General features: G+C 42.6%; 17 protein-coding genes. All 17 read left to right on the top strand.

Annotated elements, in window-relative coordinates:
* Positions 1–67 precede the first annotated feature (67 nt).
* The 17 genes from DW650_RS06405 to uvrA all read left to right on the top strand — a co-directional run bounded on the left by DW650_RS06405 (position 68) and on the right by uvrA (position 18769).
* A complete protein-coding gene (locus DW650_RS06405) occupies positions 68–991 on the top strand; it encodes a TAXI family TRAP transporter solute-binding subunit (protein ID WP_117920498.1) in 924 nt (307 codons plus the stop codon).
* Between the two features lie 53 nt (positions 992–1044).
* Entirely contained in the window at positions 1045–2232 is a 1188-nt protein-coding gene (gltS, locus tag DW650_RS06400; RefSeq protein ID WP_118209394.1) for a sodium/glutamate symporter, read from the top strand.
* 21 nt (positions 2233–2253) lie between these two features.
* Positions 2254–2433, top strand: coding sequence for a hypothetical protein (locus DW650_RS06395; protein WP_117920332.1), 180 nt, complete (start codon positions 2254–2256; stop codon positions 2431–2433).
* 20 nt (positions 2434–2453) lie between these two features.
* Positions 2454–3389 (top strand): PfkB family carbohydrate kinase, encoded by a 936-nt coding sequence (locus DW650_RS06390; protein WP_118209374.1) that lies wholly within the window; start codon positions 2454–2456, stop codon positions 3387–3389.
* A 165-nt stretch (positions 3390–3554) separates the two neighbouring features.
* On the top strand, positions 3555–3809 hold the full coding sequence (locus DW650_RS06385; RefSeq protein WP_117920336.1) for an ArsR family transcriptional regulator: 255 nt from the start codon (positions 3555–3557) through the stop codon (positions 3807–3809).
* A gap of 152 nt (positions 3810–3961) precedes the next feature.
* On the top strand, positions 3962–4087 hold the full coding sequence (locus tag DW650_RS20305) for a hypothetical protein (protein ID WP_256451903.1): 126 nt from the start codon (positions 3962–3964) through the stop codon (positions 4085–4087).
* Positions 4088–4347: 260 nt separating this feature from the next.
* A complete protein-coding gene (locus tag DW650_RS06375) occupies positions 4348–4833 on the top strand; it encodes a hypothetical protein (RefSeq protein ID WP_117920502.1) in 486 nt (161 codons plus the stop codon).
* Between the two features lie 30 nt (positions 4834–4863).
* Positions 4864–5742, top strand: a complete 879-nt coding sequence (locus DW650_RS06370) for a YitT family protein (RefSeq protein ID WP_243102869.1) — start codon at positions 4864–4866, stop codon at positions 5740–5742.
* 39 nt (positions 5743–5781) lie between these two features.
* Entirely contained in the window at positions 5782–6687 is a 906-nt protein-coding gene (locus DW650_RS06365; protein WP_117920340.1) for a LysR family transcriptional regulator, read from the top strand.
* Between the two features lie 381 nt (positions 6688–7068).
* The gene (locus DW650_RS06360) at positions 7069–8106 is read left to right on the top strand and encodes a methionine ABC transporter ATP-binding protein (RefSeq protein ID WP_186899901.1); all 1038 of its coding nucleotides are present in this window, start codon (positions 7069–7071) and stop codon (positions 8104–8106) included.
* On the top strand, positions 8096–8755 hold the full coding sequence (locus DW650_RS06355; RefSeq protein WP_015521960.1) for a methionine ABC transporter permease: 660 nt from the start codon (positions 8096–8098) through the stop codon (positions 8753–8755). Before DW650_RS06360 ends, DW650_RS06355 begins: the two co-directional genes overlap by 11 nt.
* A gap of 217 nt (positions 8756–8972) precedes the next feature.
* Entirely contained in the window at positions 8973–9911 is a 939-nt protein-coding gene (locus tag DW650_RS06350) for a MetQ/NlpA family ABC transporter substrate-binding protein (protein ID WP_118209372.1), read from the top strand.
* 909 nt (positions 9912–10820) lie between these two features.
* Positions 10821–11198 (top strand): SdpI family protein, encoded by a 378-nt coding sequence (locus tag DW650_RS06345; RefSeq protein ID WP_117920347.1) that lies wholly within the window; start codon positions 10821–10823, stop codon positions 11196–11198.
* A 27-nt stretch (positions 11199–11225) separates the two neighbouring features.
* Complete coding sequence (locus DW650_RS06340) at positions 11226–11411, top strand: hypothetical protein (protein ID WP_118209371.1); 186 nt, start codon at positions 11226–11228, stop codon at positions 11409–11411.
* Positions 11412–12509: 1098 nt separating this feature from the next.
* Positions 12510–13712, top strand: coding sequence for an FprA family A-type flavoprotein (locus DW650_RS06330; RefSeq protein ID WP_199654208.1), 1203 nt, complete (start codon positions 12510–12512; stop codon positions 13710–13712).
* A gap of 189 nt (positions 13713–13901) precedes the next feature.
* Positions 13902–15884 (top strand): excinuclease ABC subunit UvrB, encoded by a 1983-nt coding sequence (gene uvrB / locus DW650_RS06325; RefSeq protein WP_117920353.1) that lies wholly within the window; start codon positions 13902–13904, stop codon positions 15882–15884.
* A gap of 20 nt (positions 15885–15904) precedes the next feature.
* Positions 15905–18769, top strand: a complete 2865-nt coding sequence (uvrA, locus tag DW650_RS06320; protein WP_118209368.1) for an excinuclease ABC subunit UvrA — start codon at positions 15905–15907, stop codon at positions 18767–18769.
* The last annotated feature ends 247 nt before the right edge of the window (positions 18770–19016 follow it).

Genomic DNA, 19016 nt, shown 5'->3' with positions numbered 1-19016 from the left:
TAAAAGGAAATGGAAAAGGAGAAGAGATAATTTGAAAAAAGGTCGTTATATTTTTCTTGGGCTGGCAATGATTTTATTGTTGGCAGGATGCAGTATGAACCGGAAAACGATCCGTTTTGGAGCTGCGGGCATTGGTGGAATGTATGATTCATTTTCCAATGCATTTGTCAGTCTTGCAAATAAAGAGGATTTTTCTTATAAACTTGAAACGAGAAATACTGCCGGATCGGCAGCAAACATCAGACTTCTTTCCGGAAAATATATAGAACTGGGAATTGCGCAGGCAGACCTGGTGGAGGAAGCCTATCATGGAACAGGGGAATTTCGTGATAAAGCATATCAGGGATATAAAGCGGTTGCAGCACTTTACCCGGAGGCATGTCAGATCGTGGTGAGAGCAGATTCGGATATTACATCATTAGATGATCTCCTTGGAAAAACGATCAGTATCGGAGCGGAGGAGTCAGGAACAGAGCGGAATGCAAAACAGATCCTGCTCGCACAGGGGATCAGCACGGATATGGCAGAGACTGTTAATTTAGATTATACGGAAGCGGCAGCAAAACTTGCAGCGGGTGAGATAGATGCATTTTTCTGCACTGCAGGCACACAGACAACGGTGATCGGGGAACTCGCAAAGGAATGTGGAATACGGCTTTTAAGTATCGATGTAAAATGCAGGGACAGATTAAAGGCTGCATATCCGTTCTATTCCGAATATACGATCCCGGCAGGTACCTATAACGGTCAGACGGAAGATGTAAAAACACTGTCTGTACAAGCAGTGCTGTTAGCTGGTGACAGTTTATCCGCGGATACGGTAAAGGAGCTGACGGCACTTCTGTTTTCTCATGAACAGGATATCAGATATGCGACATCGATCGGACTAAAAGAGGATGAGCAGTCTGCGATCGGGGGAATCACGATCCCATTTCATAAGGGGGCGGCGGCATACTATGCAGAGTGCGGCATCGAGGTGCCGACAGAGTAGATACGGATCTGAATATCAGATATGGTTTGGAAATTAAGATTGAAAGGATAAATATGGAAGTTCAGTTGGATATGTATCAGACACTGGCAGCTTCAGTGCTGGTGCTGATGCTCGGTAGTTATTTAAAACAAAAAATACATGTTCTGGAAAAATTCTGTATCCCGGCACCGGTTGTCGGGGGACTTTTGTTTGCAATCGTCACCTGCATCTGTTACAGCAGCGGAATTATGGAGATTTCTTTTGATGATACATTAAGAGAAGTGTGTATGGTATTCTTCTTTACTTCGGTAGGATTTCAGGCAAATCTGAAAGTATTAAAGAGCGGAGGAAAGTCACTGGCAGTATTTTTAGGACTTGTCATTCTTCTGATCGTTTCACAGAATTTACTTGCGATCGGAACGTCACGTCTGCTTGGCATTGATTCGCTGATCGGTATGTGTACCGGTTCGATCCCAATGGTAGGCGGACATGGAACGGCGGGTGCGTTTGGCCCGGTTTTAGAGGATCTGAATGTGGAAGGTGCAACAACGATCTGTACGGCAGCAGCGACCTTTGGACTGATCGCCGGAAGTCTGATCGGTGGACCGCTGGGGAAGCAGCTTATTGAGAAAAAGAACCTGCTTGATACGGTTGTGCCGGAGGATGACAGTCTTTTGGTGGAAGATGAGAAGAAACATGAGCGTCATACAAATATGTATGCATCGGCAGTATTCCAGCTTATTCTGGCAATCGGACTTGGAACTGTTTTTTCCTGGCTTCTGACAAAAACAGGAATGACATTTCCGATTTATATCGGTGCAATGATCGCTGCGGCTCTGTTTCGGAATATCGGAGAGTACTCTGGTAAATTTGTGATCCATATGGGTGAGATCAATGATATCGGTGGTATTTCCCTGTCACTGTTTCTTGGAATGGCAATGATCACATTAAAACTCTGGCAGCTTGCATCACTTGCGCTGCCGCTTATCATATTGTTAGCAGTTCAGGCGATACTTATCTGTGTATTTGCAAAATTTGTAGTATTTTATGTGATGGGAAGAGACTATGATGCAGCAGTAATTGCAGCAGGAACCTGTGGATTTGGAATGGGAGCGACACCGAATGCTATGGCAAACATGCAGGTACTTTGTGAAAAATATGCCCCTTCCGTAAAGGCGTACCTGATTATTCCGCTGATCGGAAGTTTATTTGCAGATTTTATCAACAGTCTGGTCATCACATTTTTCATTAATATATTATAAATAGAAGAAACGGAGATGTTTATGTTTAAATTCAGAAAGAAAAGAGAGAAAGGTCACGAATATAATCTGACTTATGATAATCTTGCAGTCCCGGAGATCCATACACATGAGCCGGAAGAAGCAGCAGAGGAAGAGGACAAAAAGCCGGGAATCACCTATGACAGTGTGGCAATCCCGGAGATTCATATCAGAAAAAAATAGCAGAAAGGTAATTTTAACAGATGGCAGTAAATAAAAATGGAATCGTAGTAATTGGTGCGGTATTTGTGGATATTAAAGGATTTCCGGAAGATATTTATATTCCGGACGGAAGAAATGCAGGAAGAATTGAATATATCCATGGAGGTGTCAGCCGTAATGTTGTGGAAGATATCGCCAATATCGAACTGCGGCCTACATTTCTGGGAATCGTGGATGATTCAGCACTTGGAAGTGAGGTCATTCACAAACTACAGAATCATAAAGTAAATACAGAATACATGCTGACGATTCCAAATGGAATGGGAACCTGGCTTGCGGTATTTGATCATCACGGAGATGTTGCCGGTTCGATCTCGCAGAGACCGAATCTGATGCCGATCCTTGATGTGCTGGAAAAATCAGGGAATGAGATTTTTGAAAATGCTGATTCCGTTGTGATTGAAGTGGATATGGATAAAGAGATCGTCAAAAAAGTCGTGAATCTGTGTGAAAAATTCAAAAAACCGCTTTACGGGGTTGTCAGCAATATGAGTATTGCGGCAGAGAGAAGAGATTTTCTGCGGAAATTTGACTGCTTTATCTGCAACCAGTTAGAGGCAGGAATGTTTTTTTCTGATGATTACAGTGAAAAGACACCGGAAGAACTTGCAGAGATCCTTGCAGGCTGTGTAAAACGTGCCAATATTCCTTCCATGGTCGTTACCATGGGCGGCAAGGGTGCAGTATATGCGGACAGGGAAGGTATTTATGGAGTGTGCCCGGCAAAAAAGGTACAGGTAAAAGATACGACAGGAGCGGGTGATGCGTTCTGCGCAGGTGTGGCAAGTGGACTGACATATCAGAAAACGTTGGAAGAAGCAGTAGAGATTGGAACACGTCTGGCTGCATCCGTGATCACATCATCCGAAAATGTCTGTCCGCGATTCCTCCCTGCGGAACTTGGAATTGAAGCCTGAGGATAAAAAATCTTATAAATTAAGAATGTAGAATACAGAAAGGACGAGTTAAAGAGAATATAGAGCATTTCTATTTTAATGCCGTCAAATCTATGCTAAACTCATGGGCAGAAAGCAACGGTTTCAATAAGTGCCGGAGCATTACGAAAGATGAGGAGCAGAGTGATGGAGTTGGAAAGTGTATTTTTAGACAATCTTCCGGACACAGCAAATATGATCTTAAATATCCTGTGGGACAGAAATGAGGAAATGTGTACCGCTGAATTAACAGATGCAGTGAATGAAGTATATAACAGACGCTGGGAGAAGAACATGATACAGGAATTTATTAATCTGCTTATCCGGATGGACTATGTGGAGAAGAAGCGGCATGGATTTCGTGTATATTATGCTGCGTTAGGTGCAGATTATGAATTGTAAAAAAATTCTGAAAATTAATAAGAAATGATAAAATATCAAAAAAACAGATGGATAATACTTGACTTTGCTGATTTATAGTGCTATAACGTAACAGAAGCAAGGAAATAAAGTAAAAAGGATGAAAGATGATATGCAGAAAGGAAGCGTATAGTATGTCAGATAAGAATCCAAAACATCCATTAAAAAAGAAAAAGGTGGCAGCCAAGATCAATATTGCAGATCATGCCGCAGTAGAAGAGGCAAGAGAGACACATAAGTCAAAGAAACATGTATATTGATGAGTGGTTACAAAGTAGATGAGAGATACCCGGAGTCTTAAGATTCCGGGTATTTTTATGTAATAGCAAAATTCGTTGAAATACTCTATTATATAAAAAGCCCTCCGGGCAGGATTCTGCCTTTACAAATTAAAAAAGATATATTACGATAATTTCCGGCAGAAAGAGATCAGTGTGAAAATAAGATATTTCACACACAAGATTTGTGCTTACACACAAACTTGATATGCGCAAAAGACAGCGCAAGAATGGAGATTTTTATGAAAGAATTACTTTATGGTATCGTGGAACTGCTCGCAAAGATACACAGTTATCTGCTTCGTTTAAACGATGCATATGAATACAATTTCAGCGACAAGGAACTGCATTTTTTGGTCATTGGAATTTTGGGAATGATGTTTATTTTTGTGGTGTATCCGGTTTTTAAATGGCTTGCAAAACACGATCATGTCATGGTGATCGCATGGATTTATGTTTTTACGCTGATCATCGTGATCACGTTTGCGATCGAGATCGGTCAGAAGGTAACGAACACCGGTAATATGGAGTTTGCAGATATTGTCTTTGGTGTAGTCGGGTTTATTGTGATGTTTTTTGTCTTTGCGATTATACGTGAGATTTACAAGGGAATCTTAAGTCTGATCCGTGATACGACACATCAGGATCAAAACCGCAGTAAAAAGAGACATCAGAGAGCATATGACGAATACGAAGAAGATGTCATGGATGAAGATCGCGAAGAATAAGATTTTTCACATGCAGAAATGAGGATTTTTATGAAGCAGATTTTAAAAAGAGTAGTGGAAACGCTCATCGTAATATTTGGAAACTGTATTTATGCGTTTGGAATTGCAATGTTTATTTTACCAAGCGGGCTTATCACAGGTGGAACGACAGGTATCGCATTGTTTGTCAATGATGTTTTTCACACACCGGTCACCGTGTTTGTGCTTGTGTTTAATACGATTATGTTTCTGATCGGTTTTTTTGCATTTGGATGGAAATTTGCGGCAAATACGGTCGTGAGTACGTTCAGTTACCCGATCGCACTCGAATTGATCACGAGACTGCTTGGTGGTTACCGTATCACAGATGATCTGATCCTTTGCACGGTCTTTGGAGGTATCTGTATCGGGGCAGCGATCGGACTTGTCATCAGAATGGGAGCTTCCACAGGAGGTATGGATATCCCGCCTTTGATCTTAAATAAGTATTTTAAGATCCCGGTTTCAAGTTCTGTTTATGTATTTGATATGCTGATCTTACTGCTTCAGGTATTTCACAGCAGTGGAGAGCAGGTGCTTTACGGTATCCTGCTTGTGATCGTATACAGTGCAGTACTGGATAAATGTCTGATGCTTGGTACTGCAAAAATGCAGATCAAGGTTGTCAGCAGCCATATTGATGAGATCCGCACGGCAGTGTTAAATGATATCGACCGCGGTGTGACGCTGTTAAACAGTGAGACCGGATTTTTAAGAAACAATACAATGATGCTTCTGACTGTGGTATCTATGCGTGAGCTTGCCAGAACGGAAAAACTGATCCATGAAGTAGACCCGGATGCCTTTGTGATTATCAATAAAGTCAGTGAAGTGTCCGGAAGAGGTTTTTCCAGTAAGAAGAGATATTTAAAACAGGAAAATACAGATTAGTGTGAAAAATATTTTTCACACGCAGGAATGAGGATTAGTATGACACTGCAGCAGTTAAAATACGCTTTGACGATCGCGGACTGTGGATCGATGAACGAGGCGGCAAAAACGTTATTTCTCTCCCAGCCGAGTCTGTCAGAGACGATCCGGGAATTAGAGACAGAGATCGGATTTGATCTTTTTGTGCGTTCTAACCGTGGAATTCTTGTGACACCGGAAGGGGAAGAGTTTTTAGGATATGCAAGACAGGTTACGGAGCAGTTTCATCTGCTTACTACCCGCTATATTGATAAACAGGTTAAAGAAAAGTTCAGTGTATCCATGCAGCATTATACGTTTGCAGTCAAGGCATTCGTGGAGACGGTAAAACAGGCTGGAATGGAACGGTATGAATTTGCAGTCCATGAGACAACGACATATGATGTGCTTGAAAATGTAAAGAATTTTCGCAGTGAGATCGGGGTTTTATATCTGAATGATTTCAATGAAAAAGTCATGAATAAGATCATCAGGGAACATGGACTGGAATTTATCGAACTGTTTTCCTGTGATACTTATGTTTATCTCTGGTCGGGACATCCGCTGGCAAAAAAAGGAGAGATATCGATGGAGGAGCTGGATGCATATCCGTGTCTTTCTTTTGATCAGGGAGAGCATCATTCCCTTTATCTGGCGGAGGAAATGAAAAGCACTTATGATTATAAAAGACTCATTAAGGCAAATGACCGTGCCACGCTTCTGAATCTGATGATTGGATTAAATGCCTATACGCTCTGTTCCGGAATTATCTGTGAGGAACTAAACGGCAGTGACTATATGGCAATCCCGTTAAAGGAAACGGAGAAAATGCGCATTGGCTATGTGAAGCGGAAAGGGGCAAAAGTCAGCCATATCGGGGAGATCTATATCGGAGAATTAAAAAAATACAGGGAAAATGTGATGTGATCAGCTATAGGCGAAACCTATAACCAACTCAAGGTTTCCAATATTAACACTTTCTGTAACTACCTGTTATAATAAGGACTATCAAATCAAGACAGAGCAGTAGGAGAAAGGAGAGATCAGATATGCGTACAGAAATTAAGACCTATACAACAGCAGACAAAATGATGATGACAGGATCCATGTGCGGCATGATGTGTATGTGCTGTATGGGACGATTTCGTGTGCGGGAAGATATCTGATTTTATGCGTTGATAGAAAATGTAAAACAGATGTTTCCGCGAGGGAGCATCTGTTTTTTTGCCTTAATGCCAGATTTGTGATAAGATGGAGCGCGGAGCACACACAGGTGCTCACATAGGGCAGGAAGAAAGGAGAACATGTATGGCAGCAATTGAGGTCAGACATCTCTATAAAAAGTTTGAACAAAAGGGAGTGACCGTTGAGGCATTAAGTGATATCAATCTGACGGTGGAGCAGGGCGATATCTACGGAATCATCGGTATGTCGGGAGCTGGAAAAAGTACACTGGTACGATGCTTAAATTTCTTAGAGAAACCGACAGAAGGTCAGGTGCTGATCGAGGGTCAGGAATTAGGAGCATTGACAGAGAAGGAATTAAGAGGGCAGCGCAGCGATATTGCGATGATTTTTCAGAATTTTAACCTTCTGATGCAAAAGAGTGTACTTGACAATGTATGTTTCCCGATGCAGATCCAGGGAAAGAAAAAGAAAGAGGCGCGGGAAAGAGCGAGAGAGCTTTTAAAGACGGTCGGGCTTTCCGAAAAGGAAAAAGCGTATCCGGCACAGCTTTCCGGAGGACAGAGACAGAGAGTTGCGATCGCAAGAGCACTTGCTTCGGATCCGAAGATCTTACTTTGTGATGAGGCAACCAGTGCCTTAGATCCACAGACAACCGCTTCCATTCTTTCACTTTTAAAGGAGATCAATGAAAAACTTGGCATTACGATCGTGATCATCACACATCAGATGTCAGTGATCCGTGAGATCTGCAGTCATGTGGCGATCATTGAACACGGTATCCTTGTGGAAGACGGACTGGTAGAGGATATTTTTTCCCATCCAAAATCAAAAGCTGCAAAAGAACTGATCCTAAGAGATCAGCCTGGCAATAACAATGCACCGTTAGCGGGTGCAGTTCAGGAGCGCATGCAGGGGGATAAAAAGATCAGGGTCGTCTTTTCAGAGAATTCCGCATTTGAACCGGTCATTGCAAATATGATCTTACAGTTTAAAACGCCGGTAAATATTTTAAGGGCAGACACCAAGAATGTCGGTGGTGTTGCAAAGGGAGAGATGATCTTAGGACTTCCGGAGGACAGACATTTACAGGTAGATATCGAGGAATATTTAAAAGAAAAAGGACTTGCAGTTGAGGAGGTGACCGAAGATGTGGAATGAGCAGATTATCATGATGCTGTTAGAGGGTATCAAAGACACACTTTATATGACGTTGACATCTACGCTGATCGGTTATGTGATCGGACTTCCGATGGGAATCCTGTTAACGGTCACTGACAAAGATGGAATCCATCCGAATGCAGCAGTTTACAAGGTATTAGATGTCATTGCAAACCTGATCCGAAGCGTACCGTTTTTAATTTTACTGATCGTGCTGATTCCGTTTACGAGATTTCTGATCGGAAGAAGCTATGGACCGACGGCGACGATCGTTCCGCTTGTCATAGCAGCAGCACCATATATTGCACGAATGGTTGAATCTTCTTTAAAAGAAGTGGACGCAGGTGTCATTGAGGCAGCACGTTCCATGGGGGCTTCTAATTTTACGATTGTGACAAAAGTTATGTTAGTGGAAGCACGCACATCCCTGATCGTAGGGGCAACCATTTCACTTGGAACCATTTTAGGATATTCTGCAATGGCTGGAACTGTCGGTGGAGGCGGACTTGGAGATATCGCAATCCGCTATGGTTATACCAGATGGCAGACAGATATTATGATCGTAACCGTTATTTTACTGGTAATCTTATTCCAGATATTCCAGACGATCGGTATGAAACTTGCGAGCAATTTAGATCGCAGAAAATAAACGATAACAATGTTTTTTAACATTATTATAAATTTAGGAGTAAAACAAGGAGGAAAATCCTCTCCTCGCCAGAGGACTCGCATTTTGCTCCGCAAAACAAGGAGGAAAATCCTCTCCTCGCCAAAGGACTCGGATTTTTCTTCGAAAAACAAGGAGGAAAATCCTCTCCTCGCCAAAGGGCTCGGATTTTTCTTCGAAAAACAAGGAGGATTATATTATGAAGAAAAGAGTACTTACAACAATTTTAGCAGGCGTTTTAGCAGTATCTGCATTTGCAGGCTGCGGAAGCAGCAACACAGCAGACAATGCAGCGGCAGACAACAACGCAGCAGCAGAGACAGACAATACGGTAGCAGTTGCAGATACTACTGCAGCAGAAAGTGAAGCAGCAGAGAGCGTAGCTGATACACAGACAACAGAGGGTGGCACGATCACAGTAGCAGCTTCTGCAACGCCACATGCAGAGATCTTAGAGGAAGCAAAGAAGATCCTTGCAGATCAGGGATGGGACTTAGAGATTACCATTTTTGATGACTATGTACTTCCAAACGAAGTAGTAGAGAGCGGTGAGTTCGATGCAAACTACTTCCAGCACATCCCGTACTTAGAGAACTTCAATACAGAGAAAGGTACACACCTTGTCAATGCAGGCGGCATTCACTACGAGCCATTCGGAATTTATCCGGGAACAAAGAAGGATCTCTCTGAGTTAGCAGACGGAGATACGATCGCAGTACCGAACGATACCACAAACGAGGCAAGAGCATTATTACTGTTACAGGACAACGGCATCATCACTTTAAAAGATGGCGCCGGTTTAGAGGCAACTGTCAACGACATCGCTGAGAACCCGCACAACGTAAAGATCGAAGAACTCGCAGCAGAGCAGGTAGCAAGAGTAGCACCGGAAGTTGCATTTGTTGTATTAAACGGTAACTATGCATTACAGGCAGGTTATTCCGTAGCACAGGATTCCTTAGCATATGAGACATCTGATTCTGAAGCAGCAAAAACTTATGTAAATGTTATCGCTGTAAAAGAAGGAAATCAGAACAACCCTGGCATCCAGGCACTTGTAAAAGTATTAAAATCTGATGATATCAAAAAATTCATCAACGATACTTATGATGGTGCGGTTATTCCATTTGAGGACTAATTGATTCCTAATCAGAAATGAATATAAAAAAGAGAAAGGACATGGCGGAGACGTCATGTTCTTTTTTTGTACCTTGTGGATGGCTTAGAATGTAATAAAATGAGTTGTCTGATAAATGATGGTTTGTGGGTGACATGAGTTTCCCTGTGTAGGGTGGTTACGGGGGTTTACGATTGGCAAATTGCATCAAGCCGGGACTGTTTTGTTCCGTTGTCCGAAAATAAGAAAGTCTACGTATGCCTGATTTAGTTTTATGCCGGAGTGACGTGTGCGTCCTAAATGTGCCGTCCGGGCACATTAGGACTTGTGCTGCCGTCCATGGCAGCACAACACTGTATTGTGAACAGGCATACTAAGACTTTCTAATTTTCTCCCAAAGTCACAAAACGAATCCCGGCTTGATGCGATTTGCCAGCCACTAAGTTGTGAACCACCCTTCGCCGGGGAACTCATTTTACAACCTTGAGGGACGTAAATTTTTAGTGTTTTGTGTCTGAATCTGATTAAAAAAATATTTCCAAATAACTATATTCAATAGTTTATTATTTTTGTCCCTATTTACATTTGTGTGTCTGATGTATCAACAGTATAATTATACATTTCACGAATTGCGTATGCAATTAGAAAATCAAGTAGTCCAAATTCAAATACAAACCAATGAGGCTTTTCAGATAATCTGGGAAGCCTTTTTAAGAGGTTGTGATTTTAAGGTAATGAGTACAAGCATTAACCAATGTCTATGAGGCTGTTTTTCAAACACCAAGATATAGAAAATATAAAATATTTTTGAAAGGAAACTATTATGGAAAACAAATCACAAATCACAGACATTAGTTTGGATGTAGTACTTTTTATCAACATGTGTTAGACTACTGTTATACAATCGGTACGTGAAGGGAGGAGCTGTTTATGTGGTTTTGGTGGTTTATGTTAATATGTGATCTGATAATTCCTATTGCTATGGTCATTGGTGGAAGAATGATGTGGAAACATTGTCCAAAAAATATAAATAGTATGTCAGGCTACAGAACAACTCGCTCAATGAAAAATATGGATACATGGAAATTTGCGAATGACTACTGCGGAAGAATTTGGTGGAAAATAGGATGGGTAATGATTATACCATCTGCTTTGATACATATTCCATTATATCATAGTGATAAGAATACGATTGGATTTGCAGGGTTGATTCTTGTGACAATTCAATGCTTTATTATGATTATATCAATTTATCCGACAGAGAAAGCTTTAAAAAAACATTTTAATGATGATGGAACACGTAGATAACTACAATTTGACGAGGAGATGATTTACATGAAAAAGAGTATATCAAGGATTATCGGTTTGATAATGCTGATTATAGCTATTGTATTTATAATGTATGCATTGAACCATCCAGAAATGAGTTTTCCATGGAACAATACTATTACGTGGTTGCTGTATGGTGTATATTTTCTTGTGACAGTAGTGTTGCTTATTGCACCTAAAATGAAGAAGTGAGAAATTCCAGTTTGTCAATTACAGGTGACATTGAAAGAGCCAGTCCATTCAAGGTGCTGGCTCTTTCAAAATTCCATTCTAATAAATTGCACGACAACTTAGAGTAAAAATGAATACCCATTAGTAAGAAGTGAATAGAAAATGAATAAAAGAGTGGTGTTTCGTATAATTATGAGCTAGTATGCATCAGACACACTTTTGTAAATAGGGAGTTATTTTTTTGATTACACTGGCAAAAACCTCGATATATAACACTATGCTCATATTTATTGCCATACACATTTGAAAATATTTTGTGTTATTGGTCTGGAAATTTACGAAAAAATTCATGTAATACAATGTAGCAGATGGAAAATCTGGGGAGCCATTAGGTTGAATATTAATGATACAGCACATTAGCATTTTAAGCATATTTCCATTTGTGCGAATATCGAAAATTCGCACCTACGCCCCCAGTTTCGAGATGAACCGCCCACCCAAATGGTGTTCATAACCTGACGGCTGGCATCTTGCGCAAAGCCGAAGCTAATTTTGTGACTTTGGGAGAAAATTAGAAAATCTTAGTGTGTCTATAGGTACACAGTGATGTTCTGCCACGGATGGCAGAACAAGGCAGCATCGAGTCATGGATGACTCGTTGTTGCCGGTCACGTCACTTCGAGAAAATCTAACCCAGACACACTTAGACTTTTCTTATTTTCGTACAACGGAACCAAAATTAACTCCGGCTTTGCGTAAGATGCCACTCACAAGCCTGCGACACACCATTTGGACGGGCGACGCATATCACCCACAAACCATCATTTGTCGGGGTGATTGTAGGATGTTATCATGGAGAAATAGCATGGAAAAACATTTGACAAAAACTGGAATATTTGATATCATAATAACAGTAATGATTACTATTATTGTATAGGCATAATTATAGAACATTCGAGAAACATGTATTTTATCATTTGAAATCAGATTTTGATATGAGAAACGGTGAAAATAAACAATTTATAAAATCACATTCTGTTCGTTGAAACCCAAATAAGCATGTGGTATGATTTCACCGGAAAAGCCAATAATAGAATGGAAAGAGAGAGGGATACGGATATGTATAATATTAGAAAAGTTACGGATGACATTACATGGATCGGAGCGAGTGACCGCAGACTGGCATTGTTTGAAAATATTTTTCCAATCAGCCGCGGCGTATCTTACAACTCCTATATTCTGCTGGATGAGCAGACCGTTCTTTTTGATACTGTAGATGCTTCCGTTGCAGGACAGTTTTTTGAAAATCTGGAGGCGGTTTTAGAGGGAAGAACATTGGACTACCTGATCGTAAATCATATGGAGCCGGATCATTGTGCAATGATCGGTGATATTGTACGAAGATATCCGGATGTTAAGATCGTTGGAAATACGAAAACATTTGGGATGATGAACCAGTTCTTTGGAACAGATTTTGCAGAACGTTCCATTGTAGTAAAAGAGGGTGATACATTATCAGCCGGAAAGCATACGCTTCATTTTGTGATGGCACCTATGGTACACTGGCCGGAAGCGATGGTAACTTATGATGATGTGGATAAAGTGTTATTTTCGGCAGATGGATTTGGTTCTTTTGGCGCATTAAATGGCAATATTTTTGCGGATGAAGTTGATTTTGACCGTGACTGGCTGGATGATGCAAGACGTTATTATACGAATATTGTTGGAAAGTACGGAGCCTCTGTACAGACATTATTAAAGAAGGCAGCAGGACTTGATATTGCCATGATCTGTCCGCTGCATGGACCGGTCTGGAGAGAAAACCTGCCGTATATTCTGGAAAAATACCAGAAATGGAGTACTTATGAAGCAGAAGATCAGGCGGTTGTGATCATGTATGCGTCTATGTATGGCAATACGGCATCTGCTGCAGATGCACTTGCAGGTGCGCTTGCAGTGCGCAGTGTGAAGAAAATTGCAGTTTACGATGTATCCAATACACATATTTCTGAGCTGATCAGTGAGATCTTCCGTGCAAGCCATCTGGTGTTTGCAGTACCGACTTATAATGCCGGAATTTATCCGGTTATGGAAAACCTGCTTTCTGATATGAAGGCGCTGGCTGTTCAGAAAAAGACGGTTGCGGTCATGGAAAATGGAACCTGGGCACCAACAGCCGCAAAGCAGGTAAAAGAAAAACTTGGCGAAATGAAAGATATGACGATACTCGATGCCGGACTTACCATTAAATCCGCAATGCATGCTGGTCAGAAGGCAGAGCTGGATGCATTGGCAGATGAGATCGTAAAGAGTATGATGTAGTAAGATTGCAGGGCGAAGCATAGGATAAAACAATGTCCTATGCTTTGTTTTTACAGAAAAACAGAACAAAAGTTCGATTTTTGCTGTACATTTTTTTGATTGAATGATATACTGGAAACAGAATCATACTAAATATTGATGTCAGATGTTCCCAGATAGAAAAATTCATTGGGAGAAATGAGGAATACCATGGATCATTTCAAATTACATTCAAAATATAAACCGACCGGGGATCAGCCTCATGCGATCGAAGAACTGGTAAAAGGATTTGAGGAAGGCAATCAGTTTCAGACTTTACTGGGTGTTACAGGTTCCGGTAAGACTTTTACAATGGCAAATGTGATTCAGGCACTGAATAAGCCAACACTTATCATATCCCATAATAAAACACTGGCAGCGCAGTTATATGGGGAGATGAAAGAGTTTTTTCCGGAAAATGCAGTGGAGTATTTTGTGTCCTACTATGATTATTACCAGCCGGAAGCATATGTGCCTCAGACGGATACCTATATCGCAAAAGACTCGGCAATCAATGAAGAAATAGATAAACTGCGCCTTTCTGCGACAGCTGCACTGGTGGAGCGTAAGGATGTGATCGTGGTGGCGTCTGTTTCCTGTATTTATGGTCTGGGCAGCCCGGAAGATTATCTTGGAATGATGGTTTCCTTAAGACCTGGGATGGAGAGAGACAGGGATGATGTACTCCGTGCCCTGGTTGATATCCAGTATACAAGAAATGATATGGATTTTCACCGCGGTACGTTCCGTGTGCGGGGGGATACGTTAGAGATTTTTCCGGCAAACTATGGAGATACGGCAGTACGCGTGGAATTTTTCGGTGATGAGATCGACCGTATTACAGAGATTGATGTGCTGACCGGAGAGATCAAATGTGAACTGGAGCATTTTGCCGTGTTCCCGGCATCCCATTACGTTGTGCCGCAGGAGAAGATCTTAAAGGCATGTGAAGCGATCGAACAGGAATTGGACGAGCGCATCCGGTATTTTAAAGGTGAGGACAAGCTGCTTGAGGCGCAGCGTATTTCGGAGAGGACTAATTTTGATATAGAGATGCTGAAAGAAACGGGATTCTGCAGCGGCATTGAGAATTATTCAAGGCATCTTGCAGGACTTCCGGCAGGGGCGACACCGCATACGCTGATGGATTATTTTAAGGATGATTATCTGATCATTGTGGATGAGTCACATATCACAATCCCACAGATCCGCGGCATGTATGCGGGAGACCAGTCGAGAAAGTCAACGCTGGTCGACTATGGTTTCCGTCTGCCATCAGCGAAGGATAACCGTCCGCTTAATTTTGAAGAGTTTGAGAGCAAGATAGATCAGATGCTGTTTGTATCGGCGACTCCGAATGTATATGAAGATGAACACGAACTGCTCCGTACAGAGCAGATCATCCGTCCGACCGGATTACTTGATCCGGAGGTTGTGGTACGTCCGGTGGAGGGGCAGATTGATGATCTGATCGGCGAGGTTAATAAAGAGATTAAAGATCATCATAAGGTGCTGATCACAACACTGACGAAGAAGATGGCAGAAGATCTGACCGATTATATGCGTGAGATTGGTATCCGCGTGAAATATCTTCATTCAGATATTGATACATTAGAACGTGCTGAGATCATAAGAGATCTGCGTCTGGATGTATTTGACGTGCTTGTCGGCATCAACCTGCTGCGAGAGGGACTGGATATACCGGAGATCACGCTGGTGGCGATTTTAGATGCTGATAAAGAGGGATTCTTAAGATCGGAGACATCACTGATACAGACGATCGGACGTGCTGCGCGTAACAGTGAGGGACACGTTATCATGTATGCAGATAAGATCACAGATTCCATGCGTGTCGCGATAGAGGAGACAAAGCGGCGTCGTGAGATACAGCAGGCATATAATGAAGAACATGGCATTACACCTACAACGATCCAGAAATCTGTGCGGGAACTGATCAGCGTATCTAAGAAGGTAGCAAAGGAAGAAATGAATTTCAAAAAAGATCCGGAATCCATGAACCGGGACGAGCTTACAAAGCTGATCGCAGATATCCAGAAGAAGATGCAGAAGGCTGCGGCAGACCTAAACTTCGAGGCGGCTGCGGAATACCGCGACAAGATGGTGGAATTAAAGAGCATGCTGCGTGATATGTAATAAGAAAAGGACAGTAAATCATGAAAAAAACAAGTGAAAGAAAATACATTAAGATCAGAGGTGCAAATGAGCATAATCTGAAAAATATTGATGTAGATATTCCAAGAGATGAATTTGTCGTGCTGACCGGACTTTCCGGTTCCGGAAAATCATCGCTTGCGTTTGATACAATATATGCGGAGGGACAGAGACGGTATATGGAGTCACTTTCCTCTTATGCAAGACAGTTCTTAGGGCAGATGGAAAAGCCGAATGTGGAGAAGATCGAGGGGCTGTCCCCGGCGATCTCCATTGACCAGAAGTCCACGAACCGCAATCCAAGATCTACCGTTGGTACGGTTACGGAGATTTATGATTATTTCCGCCTTTTGTACGCGAGAGTCGGTATCCCACATTGTCCGAAATGTGGCAGGGAGATCAAAAAACAGACGGTAGATCAGATGGTAGATCAGATCATGACACTCCCGGAGCGCACAAAGATCCAGCTTTTAGCACCGGTCGTGCGCGGAAGAAAAGGGGAGCACCAGAAGCTCTTAGAGCAGGCAAAGCGCAGTGGTTATGTGCGTGTGATCGTAGACGGCAGCATGTATGAGCTGACGGAGGAGATCAAACTTGACAAAAATAAAAAACACAATATCGAGATCGTGGTAGACCGTCTGATGGTCAAGCCGGGGATCGAGAAGCGTTTGTCTGATTCTATCGAAAATGTACTGGAATTATCTAAAGGGCTGATGACCGTGGATGTGATCGACGGGGAACCGATCCAGTTTTCGGAGAGTTTCTCCTGCCCGGACTGTGGAATCAGTATCGGGGAGATCGAACCGAGAAGTTTTTCTTTCAACAATCCGTTTGGCGCCTGTCCGACCTGCTTTGGACTGGGATACAAGATGGAGTTTGATGTGGATCTGATGATCCCGGATAAGCACCTTTCCATTGCGGAGGGGGCAATTCAGGTTATGGGCTGGCAGTCCTGCACAGATCCTTCCAGTTTTACCTACGCGGTGTTAAAAGCATTGACAGAAGAATATCATTTTTCACTGGAGACACCATTCCAGGATTATCCGGACGAGATAAAATATGTGATCCTGCACGGAACAGATGGCAGGGAGTTAAAGGTACATTACAAAGGCATGCGCGGCGAGGGTGTTTATGATGTGGCGTTTGAGGGACTGATCCGGAATGTACAGCGTAAATACCGTGAGACAGGATCTGATACGATGAAGCAGGAATATGAGCAGTTTATGCGCATCACGCCGTGTGAAACCTGTAAGGGACAGCGTCTGAAGGCGGAATCCTTAGCGGTCACAGTTGCGGACAAGAATATTTATGAGATCACATCCATGTCCGTAAAGAATCTTGGAAGTTTTCTAAATGATATGGAGCTGAGCCATCAGCAGCATCTGATCGGAGATCAGATCTTAAAGGAGATCCGTGCGCGTGTCGGATTTTTAAATGAAGTCGGACTGGATTATCTGTCACTGTCCCGCGCAACCGGAACACTTTCCGGTGGAGAGGCACAGCGTATCCGTCTGGCAACACAGATCGGTTCCGGACTGGTTGGTGTGGCATATATCTTAGATGAGCCATCGATCGGTCTGCATCAGAGAGACAACGATAAACTGCTCGGCGCATTAAAGAACTTAAAAGACCTTGGAAATACGCTGATTGTTGTGGAGCATGATGAGGATACAATGCTGGCTGCGGATTATATTGTGGATATCGGTCCCGGAGCAGGTGCGCATGGTGGACAAGTGGTGGCATGCGGAACAGCAGAAGAAATCATGAAAAATAAAAATTCTGTGACAGGTGCTTATCTGAGCGGCAGAATCAAAATACCGGTTCCCACAGAGCGCAGAAAGCCGACAGGTTTCCTGACTGTCAAAGGTGCAAGGGAGAATAATCTTAAGAATATCGATGTGAAGATTCCACTTGGCATTATGACCTGTATCACCGGTGTGTCAGGATCGGGAAAGAGCTCACTGACCAATGAGATTTTATATAAGAGACTTGCAAGAGATCTGAACCGTGCGAGATGCATTCCAGGGAAGCATGACGATATCATCGGCATTGACCAGTTAGACAAGGTGATCGATATCGACCAGTCCCCGATCGGAAGGACGCCGCGTTCGAATCCGGCGACATATACCGGTGTATTCGACATGATCCGTGATCTTTTTGCGGCGACGCCGGATGCGAAGGCGAAGGGATACAAGAAGGGCAGATTCAGTTTCAATGTAAAAGGCGGACGCTGTGAGGCATGTTCCGGTGACGGAATTTTAAAGATCGAGATGCACTTTTTGCCGGACGTGTACGTCCCGTGTGAAGTCTGTGGAGGAAAACGTTATAACCGTGATACGTTAGAGGTCAAATACAAGGGCAAGAGCATTTATGATGTGCTTGATATGACGGTGGAAGAAGCATTGAAATTCTTTGAAAACGTGCCTGCGATCGCAAGAAAGATACAGACACTTTATGACGTGGGACTTTCCTATGTCAAGCTTGGTCAGCCGTCAACGGAGCTGTCCGGTGGGGAGGCACAGCGTATCAAACTGGCAACAGAACTGTCAAAACGCAGCACAGGCAAGACCATTTACATTCTGGATGAGCCGACGACGGGACTTCATTTTGCGGATGTCCATAAACTGATCGAGATCCTGCGAAGACTCTCAGATGGGGGAAACACTGTAATCGTGATCGAACATAATCTGGATGTGATCAAGACCGCTGACTATATCATCGATATGGGACCGGAAGGCGGAGATGGCGGTGGAACCGTGATCGCACAGGGAACACCGGAGGAAGTGGCAGAAGTGCCGGAATCTTATACGGGTTATTATGTGAAGAAGTATCTGGAGAAAGATAAAGAAAACCGTCAGGAATCCTGAAAAATGTACGAGTGGTAAAAATATCTAAAAAAGGATAAACTACATCACAAAAGGCGCTGCAATCGCAGCGCCTTATCACGTTCGGGGAGTACTCCCCGGAAATTCTTGCGGAAAACCGGGAAGCATGAGTTATGAAAAATTATACTGCCCGTCAGTAATTCTGACGGTTGGGTCCGTTTGTATCGGACTTATTAGCTAGTACTCTTAGAATATAAAATAAAAATGTGATGAAAATGTGATGATAAAA

This window comes from Roseburia sp. AM23-20 (genome assembly GCF_003470905.1).
GTDB classification, from domain to species: domain Bacteria; phylum Bacillota; class Clostridia; order Lachnospirales; family Lachnospiraceae; genus Roseburia; species Roseburia rectibacter.
The sequence above is the reverse complement of the archived record's forward strand: the minus strand, read 5'-3'. Positions and strand labels throughout refer to the sequence as shown.